Source organism: Streptomyces sp. NBC_00076 (assembly GCF_045041235.1).
GTDB lineage: Bacteria > Actinomycetota > Actinomycetes > Streptomycetales > Streptomycetaceae > Streptomyces.
The window spans coordinates 9,567,821-9,583,883 of the sequence record NZ_CP108242.1; the positions used below are offsets into that span (position 1 = coordinate 9,567,821).

The 16,063-nt window shown below is 70.2% G+C and carries 15 protein-coding genes; 9 read left to right on the plus strand and 6 right to left on the minus strand.

Translation table 11 applies throughout. From position 1 onward, the window contains the following. The first annotated feature begins 320 nt into the window (after positions 1–320). The 5 genes from OHA64_RS42895 to OHA64_RS42915 all read left to right on the plus strand — a co-directional run bounded on the left by OHA64_RS42895 (position 321) and on the right by OHA64_RS42915 (position 6,382). Complete coding sequence (locus OHA64_RS42895) at positions 321–1,352, plus strand: ABC transporter permease (protein WP_405622609.1); 1,032 nt, start codon at positions 321–323, stop codon at positions 1,350–1,352. Positions 1,353–1,431: 79 nt separating this feature from the next. Next, complete coding sequence (locus OHA64_RS42900; RefSeq protein WP_405622610.1) at positions 1,432–3,099, plus strand: ABC transporter substrate-binding protein; 1,668 nt, start codon at positions 1,432–1,434, stop codon at positions 3,097–3,099. Positions 3,100–3,169: 70 nt separating this feature from the next. Beyond that, positions 3,170–4,162, plus strand: coding sequence for an ABC transporter permease (locus OHA64_RS42905; RefSeq protein WP_405622611.1), 993 nt, complete (start codon positions 3,170–3,172; stop codon positions 4,160–4,162). 28 nt (positions 4,163–4,190) lie between these two features. Beyond that, entirely contained in the window at positions 4,191–5,267 is a 1,077-nt protein-coding gene (locus OHA64_RS42910) for an ABC transporter ATP-binding protein (RefSeq protein WP_405622612.1), read from the plus strand. 26 nt (positions 5,268–5,293) lie between these two features. Beyond that, on the plus strand, positions 5,294–6,382 hold the full coding sequence (locus tag OHA64_RS42915; protein WP_405622613.1) for an ABC transporter ATP-binding protein: 1,089 nt from the start codon (positions 5,294–5,296) through the stop codon (positions 6,380–6,382). Here OHA64_RS42915 and OHA64_RS42920 read toward each other — a convergent pair. The 3 genes from OHA64_RS42920 to OHA64_RS42930 form a co-directional block, all read right to left on the minus strand. After that, the gene (locus tag OHA64_RS42920; RefSeq protein WP_405622614.1) at positions 6,322–7,401 is read right to left on the minus strand and encodes a protein kinase family protein; all 1,080 of its coding nucleotides are present in this window, start codon (positions 7,399–7,401) and stop codon (positions 6,322–6,324) included. The two genes, OHA64_RS42915 and OHA64_RS42920, sit on opposite strands and share 61 nt — an antisense overlap. Before the next feature lie 10 nt (positions 7,402–7,411). After that, positions 7,412–8,110, minus strand: coding sequence for an MBL fold metallo-hydrolase (locus OHA64_RS42925; RefSeq protein WP_405622615.1), 699 nt, complete (start codon positions 8,108–8,110; stop codon positions 7,412–7,414). Between the two features lie 61 nt (positions 8,111–8,171). Next, complete coding sequence (locus OHA64_RS42930) at positions 8,172–9,527, minus strand: dipeptidase (RefSeq protein WP_405622616.1); 1,356 nt, start codon at positions 9,525–9,527, stop codon at positions 8,172–8,174. Between the two features lie 134 nt (positions 9,528–9,661). On the opposite strand from OHA64_RS42930, the gene OHA64_RS42935 reads away from it, so the two are divergent. Next, on the plus strand, positions 9,662–10,936 hold the full coding sequence (locus OHA64_RS42935) for a geranylgeranyl reductase family protein (protein ID WP_405622617.1): 1,275 nt from the start codon (positions 9,662–9,664) through the stop codon (positions 10,934–10,936). On the opposite strand, the gene OHA64_RS42940 is transcribed toward OHA64_RS42935, so the two are convergent. Then, a complete protein-coding gene (locus OHA64_RS42940; protein ID WP_405622618.1) occupies positions 10,926–11,381 on the minus strand; it encodes a nitroreductase family deazaflavin-dependent oxidoreductase in 456 nt (151 codons plus the stop codon). The genes OHA64_RS42935 and OHA64_RS42940 overlap by 11 nt on opposite strands. A gap of 153 nt (positions 11,382–11,534) precedes the next feature. Here OHA64_RS42940 and OHA64_RS42945 point away from each other — a divergent pair, with 153 nt between their 5' ends. The 3 genes from OHA64_RS42945 (at position 11,535) to OHA64_RS42955 (ending at position 14,246) form a co-directional block, all read left to right on the plus strand. After that, the gene (locus OHA64_RS42945) at positions 11,535–12,242 is read left to right on the plus strand and encodes a TetR/AcrR family transcriptional regulator (RefSeq protein WP_405622619.1); all 708 of its coding nucleotides are present in this window, start codon (positions 11,535–11,537) and stop codon (positions 12,240–12,242) included. A 106-nt stretch (positions 12,243–12,348) separates the two neighbouring features. Then, positions 12,349–13,584 (plus strand): sensor histidine kinase, encoded by a 1,236-nt coding sequence (locus OHA64_RS42950; protein WP_405622620.1) that lies wholly within the window; start codon positions 12,349–12,351, stop codon positions 13,582–13,584. Beyond that, positions 13,581–14,246 carry a response regulator gene (locus OHA64_RS42955; protein WP_405622621.1) on the plus strand — a complete coding sequence of 222 codons (666 nt, stop codon included), beginning with the start codon at positions 13,581–13,583 and terminating at the stop codon, positions 14,244–14,246. The genes OHA64_RS42950 and OHA64_RS42955 overlap by 4 nt, the downstream gene beginning before the upstream one ends. On the opposite strand, the gene OHA64_RS42960 is transcribed toward OHA64_RS42955, so the two are convergent. Together OHA64_RS42960 and OHA64_RS42965 are read right to left on the minus strand one after the other, a co-directional pair. After that, positions 14,207–14,491, minus strand: coding sequence for a DUF6332 family protein (locus OHA64_RS42960; protein WP_405622622.1), 285 nt, complete (start codon positions 14,489–14,491; stop codon positions 14,207–14,209). The two genes, OHA64_RS42955 and OHA64_RS42960, sit on opposite strands and share 40 nt — an antisense overlap. Positions 14,492–14,565: 74 nt before the next feature. Further along, positions 14,566–16,059 (minus strand): MFS transporter, encoded by a 1,494-nt coding sequence (locus tag OHA64_RS42965; protein WP_405622623.1) that lies wholly within the window; start codon positions 16,057–16,059, stop codon positions 14,566–14,568. Between the last annotated feature and the right edge of the window lie 4 nt (positions 16,060–16,063).

A 16,063-nucleotide genomic window follows, 5' to 3' on the forward strand; every position in this document is an offset into this window, starting at 1 on the left:
GCCAGGTGCGTACGGACTGTCCGGCGCTTCCGTGCACCGCGCGCCGGCCAAGAGTGCGTCGCAATACCTCTATGTCAGAGCTAACGAAACGTCTCGCTCTCGTCAACTCTTGGCAACCTCCGCAAACAATCACTTTTCCGCCCCTGTACCGCCTTGACCAGGTCGGCGAGGCGTTGCGACAGTCCGCAGAGTCTTCACGGCGCCGACACCGGCCGCCGTCCAGGCCTTTCGCCCAGGGGCCCGTCCCCTGACGCGTCCCTTCCCCCGGCGACCGCGGCCACCCCGCGGCAGCCCCAGCTCACCTCCGGGACGTCCGTACGATGACCACGCAGCATCAGCCGGTCCAGAACGCCACCGGCACCACGCCCGAGGCGGACGAACCGGCCGGAGCCTCCCCAGCCGCCGCGCCCGCCGTCGCCGGACGCTCGCCGACCCGCATGGCCTGGAACCGGATCAGGCGGGACAAGGTCACCTTGGCCGCGTTCGTGGTGACCGTCCTGTTCATCGTGATCGCCTTGCTGGCTCCGGTGCTCACCGCGCTGACCGGCTGGGGGCCCATCACCCCGGACGGCCGGGCGATCGACCCGGACACCGGCAACTTTCCCTACGGATCGCTGGGCGGCATCAGCCTCCACCATCTGCTGGGTGTCGAACCGGGCACGGGATACGACCTGTTCGCCCGGGTCGTGCACGGCCTGCGCACCTCGCTCCTCGTCGGCTTCGCCTCGGCCGCGCTGTCCACCGTCGTCGGTGTCGTGGCCGGACTCGCGGCGGGCTACTCCGGCGGCTGGGTCGACTCGGTGCTGTCACGTGTCATGGACGTGATGCTGGCGTTCCCGCAACTGCTGTTCATCATCGCGCTCACCCCGGTCATCCAGAACGCGCTACAGACCAACGAACACGGCGGCACCGACGAGAACCTGCGGCTGCTGGTCCTGGTCCTCAACATCGCGGCGTTCGCCTGGGCCTACACCGCCCGCCTGGTCCGGGGCCAGGTACTGTCCCTGCGCGAGCGGGAGTTCGTCGACGCCGCGCGGATCATGAGCGCCGGCCCGGGGCACATCCTCTTCCGCCAACTGCTGCCGAACCTGTGGGCGCCGATCCTGATCTCCTTCGCGCTCGCCGTCCCGCAGAACATCACCACCGAGGCGGCCCTGTCCTACCTGGGCGTCGGCGTCGTCCCGCCCAACCCGGACTGGGGGGCCCTGTTGTCGGACGCCTCCCAGTACTTCCTGCAGGACCCGATGTACCTGTTCATCCCCGGGGTCCTGCTGCTGATCCTCGTCCTGGCTCTCAACCTCCTCGGAGACGGAGTCCGCGACGCCCTCGATCCTCGCGCCGCGCGCACCTGACGCGACCGGCCCCGAGCACCGGCCGGCGGGTCCTGACACGGACCGACGAGCCGAGCACGTACAAGATCGGAGTTTCCTGATGACGCGCAGAACGCGCACGTTCACGCTCACGGCGACCGCCGTGGCCATCGCCCTGGGGGCCACCGCCTGCGGGGGCTCCTCCAGCAGCACCGGCAGCGGCTCCCCGTCGAAGGGCGGAACGCTGACGATCCTCGACGACGCGGACTTCAACCACATCGACCCCCAGCGGACGTACACCACCGAGGGGGCGAGCATGGACTACGAACTCGTCCGCACCCTCACCGGATGGGACGAGACGGGGCCCCAGCCCAAGCTGGTCGGCGACCTGGCCACCGACACGGGAACCTCCAGCAAGGGCGCCACGGTGTGGACCTTCCACCTGCGCCACGGGATCAAGTGGCAGGACGGCACCGCGGTCACGGCGCAGGACGTCAAGTACGGCGTGGAGCGGGCGTTCTCCCCGGACATCAACGGCGGCCCGCCGTACGCGAGTCAGTGGCTGGTCGGCGGCGACTCCTACAAGGGCCCGTTCAAGGGACAGCAGCTGAGCTCGATCCAGACTCCGGACAAGTACACCCTCGTCTTCCACCTCGACCAGCCGGTCGCCGACTTCAACGAGACGACGGCGATGACCGGGTGGTCGGCGGTGCCCAAGGCACACGACACCGCCTCGACGTACGACACACACGTCTGGTCCGACGGGCCGTACATGATCAAGTCGTACAGCCACGGCAAGGAACTCGTCCTCGGCAGGAACAAGCACTGGAGCCGGTCGACCGACCCGATCCGCGAGCAGAACGTCAACGAGTTCGACGTGAAGTTCGGACAGGACCAGTCCGCCATCGACCAGCAGATCAAGTCCGACGCCGGAACCGCCCAGACCGCGATCACCCAGACGCCGATCGCCGGTTCCGACCTGACGACGTTCGCGAACGACCCGTCGCTGAAGTCGCGCTTCTACAAGATCCCGGCACCGGGCATCAACTACATGGCGATCAACACCGGCCGGGTCAAGGACATCAGGGTCCGCGAGGCGATCGAGGACGCCGTCGACAAGACCACCGTCCGCGGGGCCTTCGGCGGTTCGGTCTACGGCGACTACGCGTCCACGGTGCTGCCTCCCGGCATCGACGGCCACAAGAACTTCGACCTCTACAGCAGCAACCCCGCCGGTGACCTCACCAAGGCCAAGGCGCTGATGAAGCAGGCCGGCAATCCGAAGCTCACCATGTCGCTGTCGGTGGAGAACATCCCCACGCAGGAGCACTTCGCCGACGCGGTGAAGACCTCGCTCGCGAAGATCGGCATCACGGTGAACATCAGCCCGCTCGACAAGAACAACTACTTCAGCATCGTGAACAACGTGAAGAACCAGTACGACCTGACCTGGGGCGACTGGATCGCTGACTGGCCGAACGCCTCCACCGTTCTGCCCACCCTCTTCGACGGACGGCAGATCAAGAACCTTCCGCAGTCCAACCAGGACCTGTCGTACCTGAACGACCCGAAGGTCAACGCGCAGATCGACAAGATCGGCAAGATGACCGACATCAACCAGCGCAACGCCGCCTACGGGGCCTTGGACGAGCAGATCCTCAAGGACGCCGGCGTGGTCCCGCTGATGTACATGAACATGAGCGATGTGGGTGGCACCAAGATCGGTGGTGTCATCGACGACACGATCATGGGCGAGCCCAGCCTCGTGCACGCCTACGTCAAGAGCTGACGCTTCCTCTCCGGCCCGCCGGCGCGCTCCGGCCGGCGGGCACCCCACTCACGTCAGGGTCCAGCACGACATGCTGCGCTACCTCGTCCGACGCCTGCTGGCAGCGGCCATGATCCTGCTGGTGATCACCGCGATCACCTTCGTCATCTTCTACGCGCTGCCCTCCAACCCCGCGCTCCTGGCCTGCGGGAAGACCTGTTCGCCGTCCCGGCTGACGGAGATCAGGCACTCCCTGGGCCTCGACCAGAGTTTCGTCACCCAGTTCTGGGAGTTCTTCAAGGGGCTCTTCGTCGGCCGTGACTACGGCGACCAGAGCGTGCGCGTGCACTGCGGCGCGCCGTGTCTCGGCCTCTCCTTCCAGACCGACACACCGGTCCTCACCACCCTGCTGGACGACTTCCCGGCGGACCTCTCGCTCGGTCTCGGCGCCGCGGTGGTCTTCCTGGTCCTGGGCGTCGGCCTCGGCATGGTGGCCGCGGTCCGCAGGGGCCGGGCCGCCGACAAGGCAGCGGTGGGACTGGCGCTGGTCGGCGTCTCCGTGCAGATCTACTTCATCGGTCTGCTGCTGCTGTTCCTGTTCGTCGACAAGTGGCAGGTCCTGCCCGCGTCCGGCTACACGCCGATCACCCAGGATCCGTCCGCCTGGTTCCAGGGGCTCATCCTTCCCTGGGCCACGCTGGTCATCGTCTACCTCGCGATGTACACCCGGCTCACCCGCTCCTCCATGCTGGAGGTCTTCGCCGAGGACTACATGCGCACCGCCCGCGCCAAGGGGCTGCCGGCCGGCAAGGTCGTCCTCAAACACGGGTTGCGGGCCGCGATCACCCCGATCATCACCATCTTCGGCATGGACGTCGGCTCCCTGATCGGCGGCTCCGCGGTGATCACCGAGTCGGTGTTCGGCATCAACGGCGTCGGCAAGCTGGCGGTGGACTCGGTGCAGAACTCCGACCTGCCGGTCATCCTCGGCACCACGCTCTTCGCCGCCACGTTCGTGGTGATCGCGAACGTGGTCGTCGACGTCGTGTACGGCCTCGTCGACCCCCGTGTACGCCTCGCCTGAGACCCGACAGCCGCGTAAGGAAAGCCCAGTGTCCCTGCAGACCTCTCCACAGCCCGCGGACCTCACGCCCGCCCCCGAATCCTTCCTCGACGTACGGGACCTGAGGGTGCACTTCCCCACCGAGGACGGCGTCGTCAAGTCCGTGGACGGTGTCTCCTTCACGCTGGAGAAGGGCCGCACCCTCGGTATCGTCGGCGAGTCCGGCTCGGGAAAGTCGGTGACCTCGCTGGCCCTGCTCGGCCTGCACAAGGGCACGCGTGCCCAGGTCTCCGGTGAGATCCGGCTGGAGGGCCGGGAGCTGGTCGCCCTGCCGGAACGCGAGATGCGCGGGTTGCGCGGCCGGACGGTCTCCATGATCTTCCAGGACCCGCTGTCCGCCCTGCACCCGTACTTCACCGTCGGCGCCCAGATCGCCGAGGCCTACCAGGTGCACCACAAGGTCTCCAAGAAGGAGGCCCGGGACCGCGCGGTCGAGATGCTGAAACGGGTCGGCATCCCGCAGCCGGAGCGGCGGGCGAAGGACTATCCGCACCAGTTCTCCGGCGGTATGCGGCAACGCGCCATGATCGCCATGGCGCTGGTCTGCGACCCCGAACTGCTCATCGCCGACGAGCCCACCACCGCCCTCGACGTCACCGTCCAGGCGCAGATCCTGGACCTGATCCGTGACCTCCAGGAGGAGTTCGGCTCCGCCGTCATCCTCATCACGCACGACCTCGGCGTGGTGGCCGACATCGCCGACGACATCCTGGTGATGTACGGCGGCCGACGCATCGAGTACGGCACCGTCCGGGACGTCCTCAAGCACCCTGAACACCCCTACACCTGGGGCCTGTTGGAGTCGATGCCGCAGATCACCGGTGACGTGGACCGTCGGCTGAACCCGATCGCCGGCCAGCCGCCGAGCCTGATCAACCCGCCGGGCGGCTGCGCCTTCCATCCCCGCTGCACCTACAAGGGCTGGGTGGGCGACGGGCGTTGCTCGGTCCAGCCACCCGAACTGCTGGCCGTCTCCGGAACCGACCGGCATCTCGCCGCCTGTCACCTCACTCCGCAGACCAAGGACGAGATCCGCGGCCGCAGGGCCGCCGGGGCCGCGCAGTGAGGGCGGCGGACGAACAGGAGCATGCCGTGAGCACCACCGAGCCCCTTCCCGCAGAGCAGGGCGTTCCCGCCGTGGCGCCACCGGCCGGTGAGAACCTGCTCGAAGTAACCGGGCTGCAAAAGCACTTCCCCATCCGGCACGGCGTCGTGTTCCAGCGCCAGATCGGTGCCGTGCACGCCGTCGATGGCGTCGACTTCACGGTCGGGGCCGGTCGGTCGCTCGGGCTGGTCGGGGAGTCCGGCTGCGGCAAGTCGACCACGGGCCGCCTGGTCACGCGGCTGCTGGAACCGACCGCCGGCACCGTCGTGTTCGACGGGGAGGACATCACCCACACACCCGTGACCCGCATGAAGGAGGCTCGCCGCAACCTCCAGATGATCTTCCAGGACCCGTACTCATCGCTGAACCCACGGCACACGGTCGGCACCATCGTGGAGACGCCGATGCGGCTCAACGGAATCAACCCGCCCCAGGGACACAGACGGCGGGTCCAGGAACTGCTGGAGACGGTGGGCCTCAACCCCGAGCACTACAACCGCTACCCCAACGAGTTCTCCGGCGGGCAGCGTCAGCGCATCGGCATCGCCCGTGCCCTCGCCCTCAGGCCCAAGCTCATCGTGGCCGACGAACCCGTGTCCGCGCTGGACGTGTCCATCCAGGCGCAGATCGTCAACCTGCTCCAGGACCTCCAGCGGGAGTTCGGTATCGCGTTCGTCTTCATCGCCCACGACCTCGCGGTCGTACGCCACTTCTGCGAGCGCGTCGCGGTGATGTACCTCGGCAAGATCGTCGAGGTCGCCGACCGGCAGACGCTCTACACCCGGCCCCGGCACCCGTACACCCACGCGCTGCTGTCCGCCGTCCCGGAGGCAGACCCGGACGGCATCCGGCGCCGGGAACGCATCCGGCTGGCGGGGGACGTCCCCTCACCGGTCGATCCGCCCTCCGGCTGCCGGTTCCGTACTCGCTGCTGGAAGGCGCAGGACCGGTGCTCGACCGAGGAGCCGCCGCTGGTCCGTGTCGAGGGGAACCCCGAGGGCCATCTGACCGCCTGTCACTTCCCCGAGGAGCCGACGATCGTGGGACGCGAGGAGGACATCGTCCTCAGCAGCTGATCACCCGGGTAGGGCGTGTGTCTGCTCTCCTGCTCGAACCGCCGGTTGAAGTCGCCCACCAGTACGGCGAGTGGGGCGTATCGGGAGATGAGTTCGGCGGCGGCCCGCGGGATGCCCTCGGGTCGCTTGCCGTCGGCGCAGGCGCGGATGAACTCCTCGCGCTCGTCCCTGCCGAGGCCGTACTGGTCGACGACCAGCCAGTGGACGAGGTAGGAGAAGGCGTAGGCGCGGTCGTAGGGGCGGTGCCGGTCGAAGAAGTCGCGCTCGTCCGCGGAGAGTTGGAAGCGGGACGAGAGGGACAGGCCGTAGTCGGTCAGACAGAGCCGGTTCCCGTCGGTGAGGATGTTGCCGAAGTGGGCGTCGAGGTGCAGGAGCCCTTGCTGGTGCAGGAACCCGGTGACGGCGTCGAGGTCCCGCTCCACGAGGGCGCAGGCGGAGTCGGCCTGGTCCGTGCGGAGCCGGGCCGCGAACCAGTCGTGGAGGGTGTACGGCATGTACTCCAGGAACAGCGTCAGACTCGCGGTCGCCGTGCGCCGGCCCTCGATGCGCTTACGCATCCCCGGTGATCCGCCCCAGTAGGCCACGGCCCGTTCCACGTCGACGAGTTCGTCGGGGAGCGGTTGGGGTGTGTCGGGCAGGACCCTCCAGTGGTGCAGGAGGGGAAAGCCGGGGAAACGGCCGGACAGCACCCAGTTGGTCGTCATCTCGTGCACGGCGAGTTCGCGCCAGGCACCGAAGCCGGGGCTGCCGACGGCTCCGATGCCGTAGTGACAGAAGGCCGGCAGGTCGAAGAGGTTGGCGGTGGAGCGGACGTGGTCCGGGCGGCGCTCAATGTCGGTGAGCGGCACCCGCTTCACGAAGACCTGTGTGCCGTCGACCTCCAGGAGTGTCGACCGTCCGCCGATCCCGGCACCGGCCGGTGTGCCCGAAGCCACCAGGTCCGCCAGTTCGCGGTCGCTGTGGAAGGCGAGTGAGGTGGCGAGATCGGCGTGGGCGGTGAGGCGCGTGGTGGACGGCATGTCCCCATGGTCAGCCCCGGGAGCCGTAGGTGTCCGCCGTTTCCCGCAGCGCGGCCCCGGCTCGGCCTATCACCGGGGCGCCGTGACCGAAACAGGCCACGTCAGCGTCGAGTGCGGCGAGCCGGTGGCAGGCGGCGAGGACCTGGGAACGGTCGAGGTTGAACACGCCCGGGATCACGCTGCCGTCGACCGGCGAGGCGGCGATCGTGTCCCCCGTGAACAGCACGCCGTACTCCGGGAGATGGAGGGCGATGCTGCCGTCGGTGTGCCCGGGGACGTGGACGACCCGAGCCCCGCCCCCGAAGTCGAGTGCGTCGCCGTCGGACACCTCGGTGACCTCCGGCGGGCGCACATAGTCTCCACGGGGGAGGTGCCGTACGGCCTCGGCGTGCAGGTGGCGCTCCCAGTCCTCCAACACCGGTGACGGGCCCGGGACTTCACCCCGTACCGCAGGAGCGTCCAGGTGGTGGGCCAGCACCTCCGCACCGGTCAGCGCGGCCAACTCGCCCGCGCCGCCCGCGTGGTCCTCGTGGAAGTGGGTGAGCACGATCCGGCGCACGCGACCCTCGGCGTATGCGGAGATCGCCGCTGCTGAGCCCGCGGGTCCGGCGTCGATCAGCGTCAGGTCGTCGCCGTCGCGCCAGAGATAGGCCTGGCCGACCGGGAAGCGCAGGAGATGGAGACGGGGGAGAAGCTCTACTACGTCCATGGGACGACCGTAGAGAGGGCCCCCGCCCGCAGGCGAGGGCCCTTAGCTGTGGGCAGAGCGGTCAGAGGGCCGCGTAGGTGCGCAGGAACAACGCCTCCGCCACCGACAGGCGCTCCAGTTCCTCGGGGGACACGCTCTCGTTCACCGCGTGGATCCGGGCCTCCGGCTCGCTCAGACCGATCAGGAGGATCTCCGCGCGCGGGTACAGGGCGGCGAGGGTGTTGCACAGCGGGATGGAGCCGCCCTGGCCGGCGAACTGCATCTGCCGGCCCGGGTACGCGACCGCCATCGCCTCGGCCATCGCCGCGTACGCCGGGCTGGTCGTGTCCGCGCTGAACGGCTGTCCCTGCCCGATCTGCTCGGTGGTCACCCGGGCGCCCCAGGGGGTATGTGCCTCCAGGTGGGCCTGGAGGAGCTTGGTCGCCTCCACGGCGTCCACGCCCGGCGGCACCCGCAGGCTGACCAGCGCGCGGGCGCTCGCCTGTACGGACGGGGTGGCGCCGACGACCGGCGGGCAGTCGATGCCGAGAACCGTGACGGCGGGGCGCGCCCAGATCCGGTCGGCGACCGTACCGGAGCCGATCAGCTCGACGCCGTCCAGCACATGGGCGTCCTGGCGGAACTGCTCCTCGTCGTACCGCAGCCCGTCCCACCGGGACTCGGTGGTGAGTCCGTCGACCGTGGTGGAGCCGTCTTCCGCGCGCAGCGAGTCCAGGACGCGGATCAGCGCGCCGAGCGCGTCGGGGGCGGCGCCGCCGAACTGGCCCGAGTGCAGGTTGCCCTCCAGGGTGTCGATCGCCACCCGCACCAGGGTCATGCCGCGCAGCGTGGAGGTGACCGTCGGCAGCCCGACCCGGAAGTTGCCCGCGTCGCCGATGACGATGGTGTCGGCCTCCAGCAGGTCGGGGTGTTCCTCGGCGTAGCGCTCCAGACCGCCTGTGCCCATCTCCTCGGAGCCCTCGGCGATGACCTTCACATGCACCGGGACGCCGCCGTTCGCCCTCAGCGCGCGCAACGCCAGCAGGTGCATGATCACGCCGCCCTTGCAGTCGGCGGCGCCGCGCCCGTACCAGCGGCCGTCCCGCTCGGTCAGCTCGAAGGGCGGGGTGGCCCAGGCGGTCTCGTCCAGGGGCGGCTGCACGTCGTAGTGGGCGTACAGCAGGACCGTCTTCGCGCCCTCGGGGCCGGGCAGGTAGCCGTACACCGACTGCGTGCCGTCGGGGGTGTCGAGCAGGGCCACGTCCTGGAAGCCCTCGGCGCCGAGCGCGGCGGCGACCCAGCGGGCGGCGCCCTCGCTCTCGCTCCTGGGGAACTGGTCGAAGTCCGCCACCGACTTGAAGGCCACCAGTTCGGTGAGCTCCGCCTTCGCCCTGGGCATCAGCGAGGCGACGGTCTCGGCGACCGGATTCGACGACATGGGCACGCTCCTTGTGGGTGCGACGTTGTACCAGTGAGTGCCGTAGATCCTCCCACAGTGGGCTGCGGCGACGTCCGCCGTAGGATGCGGAGGGACAGGTGCGGCAGCGGTTTGATCGGGAGCAGTAGACCATCGTGAGCAGCGAGAACTCTTCGGCGGACGACTCTTCGGCGGGCGACGGGCAGCGGGTGTGGGACGTCGTCGTGGTGGGCGCGGGCCCCGCGGGCGCCTCGGCGGCCTACGCGGCGGCAGTCGCGGGACGCCGCGCGCTCCTGCTGGAGAAGGCCGAACTGCCCCGGTACAAGACGTGTGGCGGCGGCATCATCGGCCCCTCGCGCGACTCCCTGCCACCCGGCTTCGAGCTGCCGTTCCGGGACCGCGTGCACGCGGTCACCTTCTCGAACAACGGCCGCTTCACCAGGACCCGCCGCTCCCGGCAGATGCTGTTCGGGCTGATCAACCGGCCCGAGTTCGACCAGCAGTTGGTCGAGCACGCGCAGAAGGCGGGCGCTGAACTGCGCACGGGTGTCACCGTCCAGCGCGTCGAGCAGCACGGCTCGTCCGTGCCGGACCGGCGCACGGTCGCGGTCGTCCTGCAGGGCGGCGAGACCGTGCTCGCGCGGTCCGTGGTCGGCGCGGACGGCAGCGCGAGCCGCATAGGGGCTCATGTCGGCGTCAAGCTCGACCAGGTGGACCTCGGCCTGGAGGCGGAGATCCCGGTGCCTCAGACGGTCGCCGAGGACTGGAAGGGGCGGGTGCTCATCGACTGGGGGCCGATGCCCGGCAGCTACGGCTGGGTGTTCCCGAAGGGCGACACGCTGACGGTCGGGGTGATCTCGGCGCGCGGCGAAGGGGCGGCCACCAAGCGGTACTTGGAGGAGTTCATCGGGCGCCTGGGTCTGGCCGGGTTCGAACCGAGCATCTCCTCCGGCCACCTGACCCGGTGCCGTGCCGACGACTCGCCGCTGTCGCGCGGGAGGGTGCTGGTGTGCGGGGACGCCGCCGGGCTGCTGGAGCCGTGGACCCGTGAGGGCATCTCGTTCGCGCTGCGCTCGGGCCGGCTCGCGGGGGAGTGGGCGGTGCGGATCGCGGAGGCGCACGACGCGGTGGACACCCGCCGTCAGGCGCTGAACTACGCGTTCGCGATCAAGGCGGGGCTCGGCGTCGAGATGAGCGTCGGCAAGAGCATGCTGACGCTCTTCGAGCGGCGTCCTGGCCTGTTCCACGCGGCCCTCACCGGCTTCCGTCCGGCCTGGAAGGCGTTCATGGACGTCACGCGCGGTGCCACGTCACTGGGCGAGCTCGTCCGCGTGCATCCGCTCGCCCAGCGTGCGCTGACCGCGATGGGCCCGCGGCCCGCGGACGCCTCGGGAACCTCGGGAACCTCGGGCGGCGAGGTCACTTCGTGACCGTGATCCGGAAGACCGGGTGGTCGCCGGCGGCCGCGACGAGTTCCTCGTCGGTGGACTTGGCGGTGACGCCCTTGAAGTACTGGTTGACCTCCCAGCCCCACTTCTCCAGGTAGGTCCGCAGGATCGGGAGTTTCTCCGCGTCGGGAACCTCCACCACGGTGAACGCGCGCACCTTGCGGCCCACTCGCAGCTCCCCGCCGCCGGCCGCCCGCATGTTGCGCACCCACTGGGAATGGCCGCGGGCCGAGACGAGGTACTGCCCGCCCTCGTAGGTGTGTGGGTTGACCGGGATGCGCTGCATCTGTCCGCTCTTGCGGCCGCGGACCGACATCTCGGCCGTCCCGGCGAGGCTGAATCCGTGCCGGGCCAGCCAGCCGATGACGCTGTTGAGCCGGATGGCCATCGGGCTGCCCTGGAGGTAGTACGGCGACGATGTCGACATGGTGACTCCCACGTGTTCGAGAGAGCGGAGCTCTCACCGCTTCCGAGAGCACTGCTCTCGCTTGAGAACAGTGTGTACGAGATCGGTGCTCCAAAGCAAGAGCAGTGCTCTCTTTTGTGTGCACTGCTCTGATTTCATGGGACACTGAGCCGTATGAGCAGCAGCACCCCAGGCGGCGCCCGAGCCCGCGCCCGGATCGAAGTCACCGCCGCCCTCAAGGACGAGGCGCGCAGACAGCTCGCGGCCGAAGGCGCCGCCAAGCTCTCGCTGCGTGCCGTGGCCCGCGAACTCGGCATGGTCTCCTCCGCGCTGTACCGCTACTTCCCCAGTCGCGACGACCTGCTCACCGCTCTCATCATCGACGCCTACGACTCCGTCGGCGAGCGCGCGGAAGGGGCGTACGCGGATGCCGCCGACGCGGGGCCCGTCCGGCGCTGGTCTGCGGTGTGCGAGGCCGTGCGCACCTGGGCGCTCGAAAGTCCGCACGAGTACGCGCTCATCTACGGATCGCCGGTGCCCGGCTACACCGCGCCGCAGACCACGCTCCCGGCCGCCTCCCGGACCGGCCTCGTCCTGATCGCCATCGTCCGCGACGCGCACCAGGGCTCCGGTCTCGCCATGACACCGCTGCCCGCCGAACTGCGGCCCGAGGCCGAGCGGATCGCCGCCGACTTCGCCCCCGACCTCCCGCCGGAGGCGTTGGCGGCGCTCGTCGCGGCCTGGGCCGAGCTGTTCGGGCTGATCGGGTTCGAGCTCTTCGGACAGTTCAACCGGGTCGTCGAGGACCGCGAGCCCTTCTTCCGGCACGCGGTGACCCGCCTCGCCCACAGCGTGGGGCTGGTGGACACCCCCCAGGGGTGAGCCGCCGGAACGGGCGGGGCGGGCCCGGCGTACTTCGCCGGGAGTACGTGTGATCACCGCGCTCGGCGGACGCCACCGGGACCGGTGGGCGTCTAGCGTGGCCGTCATGGACGAGCACGAGAAGTCCGCAGGCGGCAGCGGGCCGCCCCGGTGGTGGCGCAGCGGGCCGGCGTGGTGGAACCGCTGGGACGAGCGGGAGCGAAGTGGCCGGTGGCCCTGGCTCTCCACCCTGCTGCTCACCGTGTTCGTGCTCGTCGGCTCGACCTTCGCGGCGCACGTACAGGAGAGCGAGCGGGCGGCCCTCACCCCGTTCGCGCGGCTGCTCCTGGTGGTGGCCTCGGTGCTGCTGCTGTGGCGGCTGCGGTATCCGGTGGTCGTCGTGTTCGGCACGGCGGCCGCGGCGATGGTCTACCTGGGCGCCGGATACCCGTACGGGCCGGTGTTCCTGGCCGTCGCCCTGGCCTGCTTCAGCGCCGTCGTCTCGGGGCATCGCAGGGCCGCGTGGGCGGCGTTGGGGATGCTCTGGGTCGGGCACGTCCTGGTGGCGCACTGGCTGTACCGGTGGCTGCCGCCCTCCGGGGACCCGGCCGCCTCCTGGGGCGAGGAGATCGTGGTCGCGACCTGGGCGGTGGCGATCGTCGCGGTGTCGGAACTCGCCCGCACCCGACGTGAGCAGTGGGCCCGCGAGCGGGCCGAGCGCGCCCAGGCGGCCCGTCGGCGCGCGGACGAGGAGCGGCTGCGCATCGCCCGTGAGCTGCACGACGTCCTCGCGCACAGCATCTCGGTCATCAACGTGCAGGCGGGCGTCGGCCTCGCGCTGCTCGACACCGACCCGGAACAGGCGCGCACGGCGCTGACCACCATCAAGGCGGCGAGCAAGGAGGCGCTCGGCGAGGTCCGTCAGGTCCTCGACACGCTGCGCACGCCCGGAGACGCGCCGCGTGCGCCGGCCCCCGGCCTGGACCGGCTGCCCGAGCTGGTGGAGCAGGCGGCGGGCGCCGGCCTCACGGTCGAGGTCGCGGGCGAACCGCCCCGCCTCGCGCCCGGGACGGACCTCGCGGCCTTCCGTATCGTCCAGGAGGCCCTCACCAATGTCGTACGGCACTCAGGTTCACGGCACGCGCGGGTGCGGCTCGATCACGACGGCGGGGCGCTACGGCTCCGTATCGACGACGACGGACCGGCGACCGGGGCCGAGGCGGGCGGCAGCGGCAACGGTCTGGCCGGAATGCGGGAGCGTGCCGCCGCCCTGGGTGGCACGATCGAGGCGGGCCCCCGCGGCGACGGAGGGTTCCGGGTGCTGGCGGTGCTGCCGTCGAAGGTCAAGGAGGAGGACCGGTGATCCGTGTGCTGCTCGCCGACGACCAGTCACTGGTGCGGGCCGGCTTCAGGGCGCTGCTCGACGCCCAGCCGGACATCGAGGTGGCGGGGGAGGCCTCCGATGGTGAGGAGGCGCTGCGTGAGGTCCGCGAACTGCGCCCCGACGTCGTCCTGATGGACATCCGCATGCCGCTCCTCGACGGCCTGGCCGCGACCCGGCGCATCACCGAGGACACGGCGCTCCAGCAGGTCAAGGTGGTCATGCTCACCACCTTCGAACTCGACGAGTACGTCTTCGAGGCGATCCGCTCGGGCGCCTCCGGATTCCTGGTCAAGGACACCGAACCGGAGGAACTCCTGCGCGCCGTACGGGCGGTGGTCGGTGGCGACGCGCTGCTCTCACCCGGCGTCACCCGGCGGCTGATCGCCGAGTTCGCCGCCCGCTCCAAGGAACCGGCCGCCGCCGACGCCCTCGCCGAACTCACCGAGCGGGAGCGGGAGGTGATGGCCCTGGTCGGCATCGGCCTGTCCAACGAGGAGATCGCCCGCCGTCTGGTCGTCAGCCCGCTCACCGCGAAGACCCACGTCAGCCGCACGATGGTCAAGCTGGCCGTCCGCGACCGGGCCCAACTCGTCGTGCTGGCCTACGAGTCGGGGCTGGTGCGCCCGGGCTGGCTGGGCTGAGGCGCCGTCCGGAAACGGACCAGCACGCTGACGACCCGGGCGAGGAAGATCACGGGCGCGAGCACCAGTCCGGCGCGGACCAGCAAAAGCTCCACCGTGTCCGGCAGTTCGAACAGCAGCGCCGGACCGGCCACGGCCCCGAAGAGGACCGCCGCCGCGAACACCGCGCTGCACAGCGCGTACCCGATCTCGACGGTGATCGCGTCCCGCTCACTCTGACCGCGCCGTCCCCCGTAGGTCTCCATCCCGGAAGTCTCACAGCCGTGCGCCCGGCGGGCAAGCAGGCCCCGCCGGGCGCACGGCATCGAAGACGGCCCCCCTAGTCGCGTACGGGAACGCGCTCCGTCTCCGTGTCTTTCAGGGTGGACTTGGCGACCACGACGGACGGCTGTGCGCGTCGCGTGGTCCGCAGACCGGTGAGAGTGATCAGCAGCCCGGCCGCGGCGACCACCGTCACCACGACCAGTCCGGGCCGGTAGCTGTCGAGGACCGCCTGCGGGGTGGCGTTCTCGGGGGCGCCCGCGGTCACCACGGCCGTCACGATCGCGAGGAAGATCGCGCCGCCCACCTGCACCGAGGTGTTGAGCAGCCCTGAGACCATGCCCTGCTCGTGGTCCTCGACGCCGTTGGTGGCCTGGATGTTGAGCGACGGGAAGACCAGGGCGCAGGCCGCGCCGATGAGCAGCATCGACGGCAGGATGACGGCCGCGTACACGGGGTCGAGGTCGACGCGGAGGAAGAGCGCGTACCCGACGACCATCAGCGCGAAGCCCGCCGCGATCAGCCGCTGGGTGCCGTACCGGTCGACGACGGAGCCGACCTTCGTCGAGGACAGTGCCACCAGCGCGCCCGCGGGCAGGAAGGCGAGCGCTGTGTGCAGCGCCGACCAGCCGAGCAGGGACTGCATGTACAGGGTGACGAGGAACTGGAAACCGACGTACGAGCCGAAGAAGGCCATCGCACCGAGCTGGGCCCGGATCTGGGTGCCGGACCGCAGCACGCCGAGCCGGATCAGCGGGCCCGCCGAGCGCCGCTCGACCCGGACGAAGACGGTGAGCAGGACGGCGACGGCCAGGAAGGACAACAGGGTGCGGGCCGAGGTCCAACCGACCTCCGGTGCCTGGACGACGGTGAAGACCAGCAGCAGCATCGAAGCGGTGCCGAGAATGGCGCCGGGGATGTCGTAGCCGTTGTGGTCCTTCTCGCGGGCGCTGCGCGGCAGCAGCTTCAGTCCGGCGGCCAGGGCGATCAGGGCGATGGGCGCGGGCAGCAGCATGGTCAGGCGCCAACTGGCCTCGGTGAGCAGGCCGGACAGTACCAGGCCCATCGAGAAGCCGGTGGCCGCGCAGGTGGTGTAGATGGACAGGGCGCGGTTGCGCAGCGGGCCCTCGGGGAACGTCGTGGTGATGATCGAGAGGCCGGCCGGTGCGGTGAAGGCCGCGCTCAGGCCCTTGATGAAGCGGCTGGCGATCAGCAGCGGGCCCGAGTCGACGAGCCCTCCGAGCAGCGAGGCCAGCGCGAAGACACCGAGGGCGATCAGGAAGACCTGGCGCCGGCCCAGCAGGTCGGCGGTCCGTCCGCCGAGGAGCAACAGGCCGCCGTAGCCGAGGATGTAGCCGCTGACGATCCATTGCAGGGTCGAGGTCGACAGGCCGAGATCGGCACCGATCGACGGCAGGGCGACGCCGACCATCGACACGTCCAGCGCGTCCAGGAACATCGCGGCGCAGAGCACCAGCAGGGTGCCCCACAGCCGGGGTGTCCAGCGGACCGTCGGGGACGCGGCCGCGGAGGTGGTGAGCGGAGAGGTCATGGCG

Excerpts from the sequence above, each read along its gene's own strand:
- OHA64_RS42895 (WP_405622609.1), top strand. The coding sequence starts at position 321 with ATGACCACGCAGCATCAGCCGGTCCAGAACGCCACCGGCACCACGCCC.
- OHA64_RS42900 (WP_405622610.1), top strand. The coding sequence starts at position 1,432 with ATGACGCGCAGAACGCGCACGTTCACGCTCACGGCGACCGCCGTGGCC.
- OHA64_RS42905 (WP_405622611.1), top strand. The coding sequence starts at position 3,170 with ATGCTGCGCTACCTCGTCCGACGCCTGCTGGCAGCGGCCATGATCCTG.
- OHA64_RS42920 (WP_405622614.1), bottom strand. The coding sequence starts at position 7,401 with ATGCCGTCCACCACGCGCCTCACCGCCCACGCCGATCTCGCCACCTCA.
- OHA64_RS42925 (WP_405622615.1), bottom strand. The coding sequence starts at position 8,110 with ATGGACGTAGTAGAGCTTCTCCCCCGTCTCCATCTCCTGCGCTTCCCG.
- OHA64_RS42930 (WP_405622616.1), bottom strand. The coding sequence starts at position 9,527 with ATGTCGTCGAATCCGGTCGCCGAGACCGTCGCCTCGCTGATGCCCAGG.
- OHA64_RS42940 (WP_405622618.1), bottom strand. The coding sequence starts at position 11,381 with ATGTCGACATCGTCGCCGTACTACCTCCAGGGCAGCCCGATGGCCATC.
- OHA64_RS42945 (WP_405622619.1), top strand. The coding sequence starts at position 11,535 with ATGAGCAGCAGCACCCCAGGCGGCGCCCGAGCCCGCGCCCGGATCGAA.
- OHA64_RS42950 (WP_405622620.1), top strand. The coding sequence starts at position 12,349 with ATGGACGAGCACGAGAAGTCCGCAGGCGGCAGCGGGCCGCCCCGGTGG.
- OHA64_RS42960 (WP_405622622.1), bottom strand. The coding sequence starts at position 14,491 with ATGGAGACCTACGGGGGACGGCGCGGTCAGAGTGAGCGGGACGCGATC.
- OHA64_RS42965 (WP_405622623.1), bottom strand. The coding sequence starts at position 16,059 with ATGACCTCTCCGCTCACCACCTCCGCGGCCGCGTCCCCGACGGTCCGC.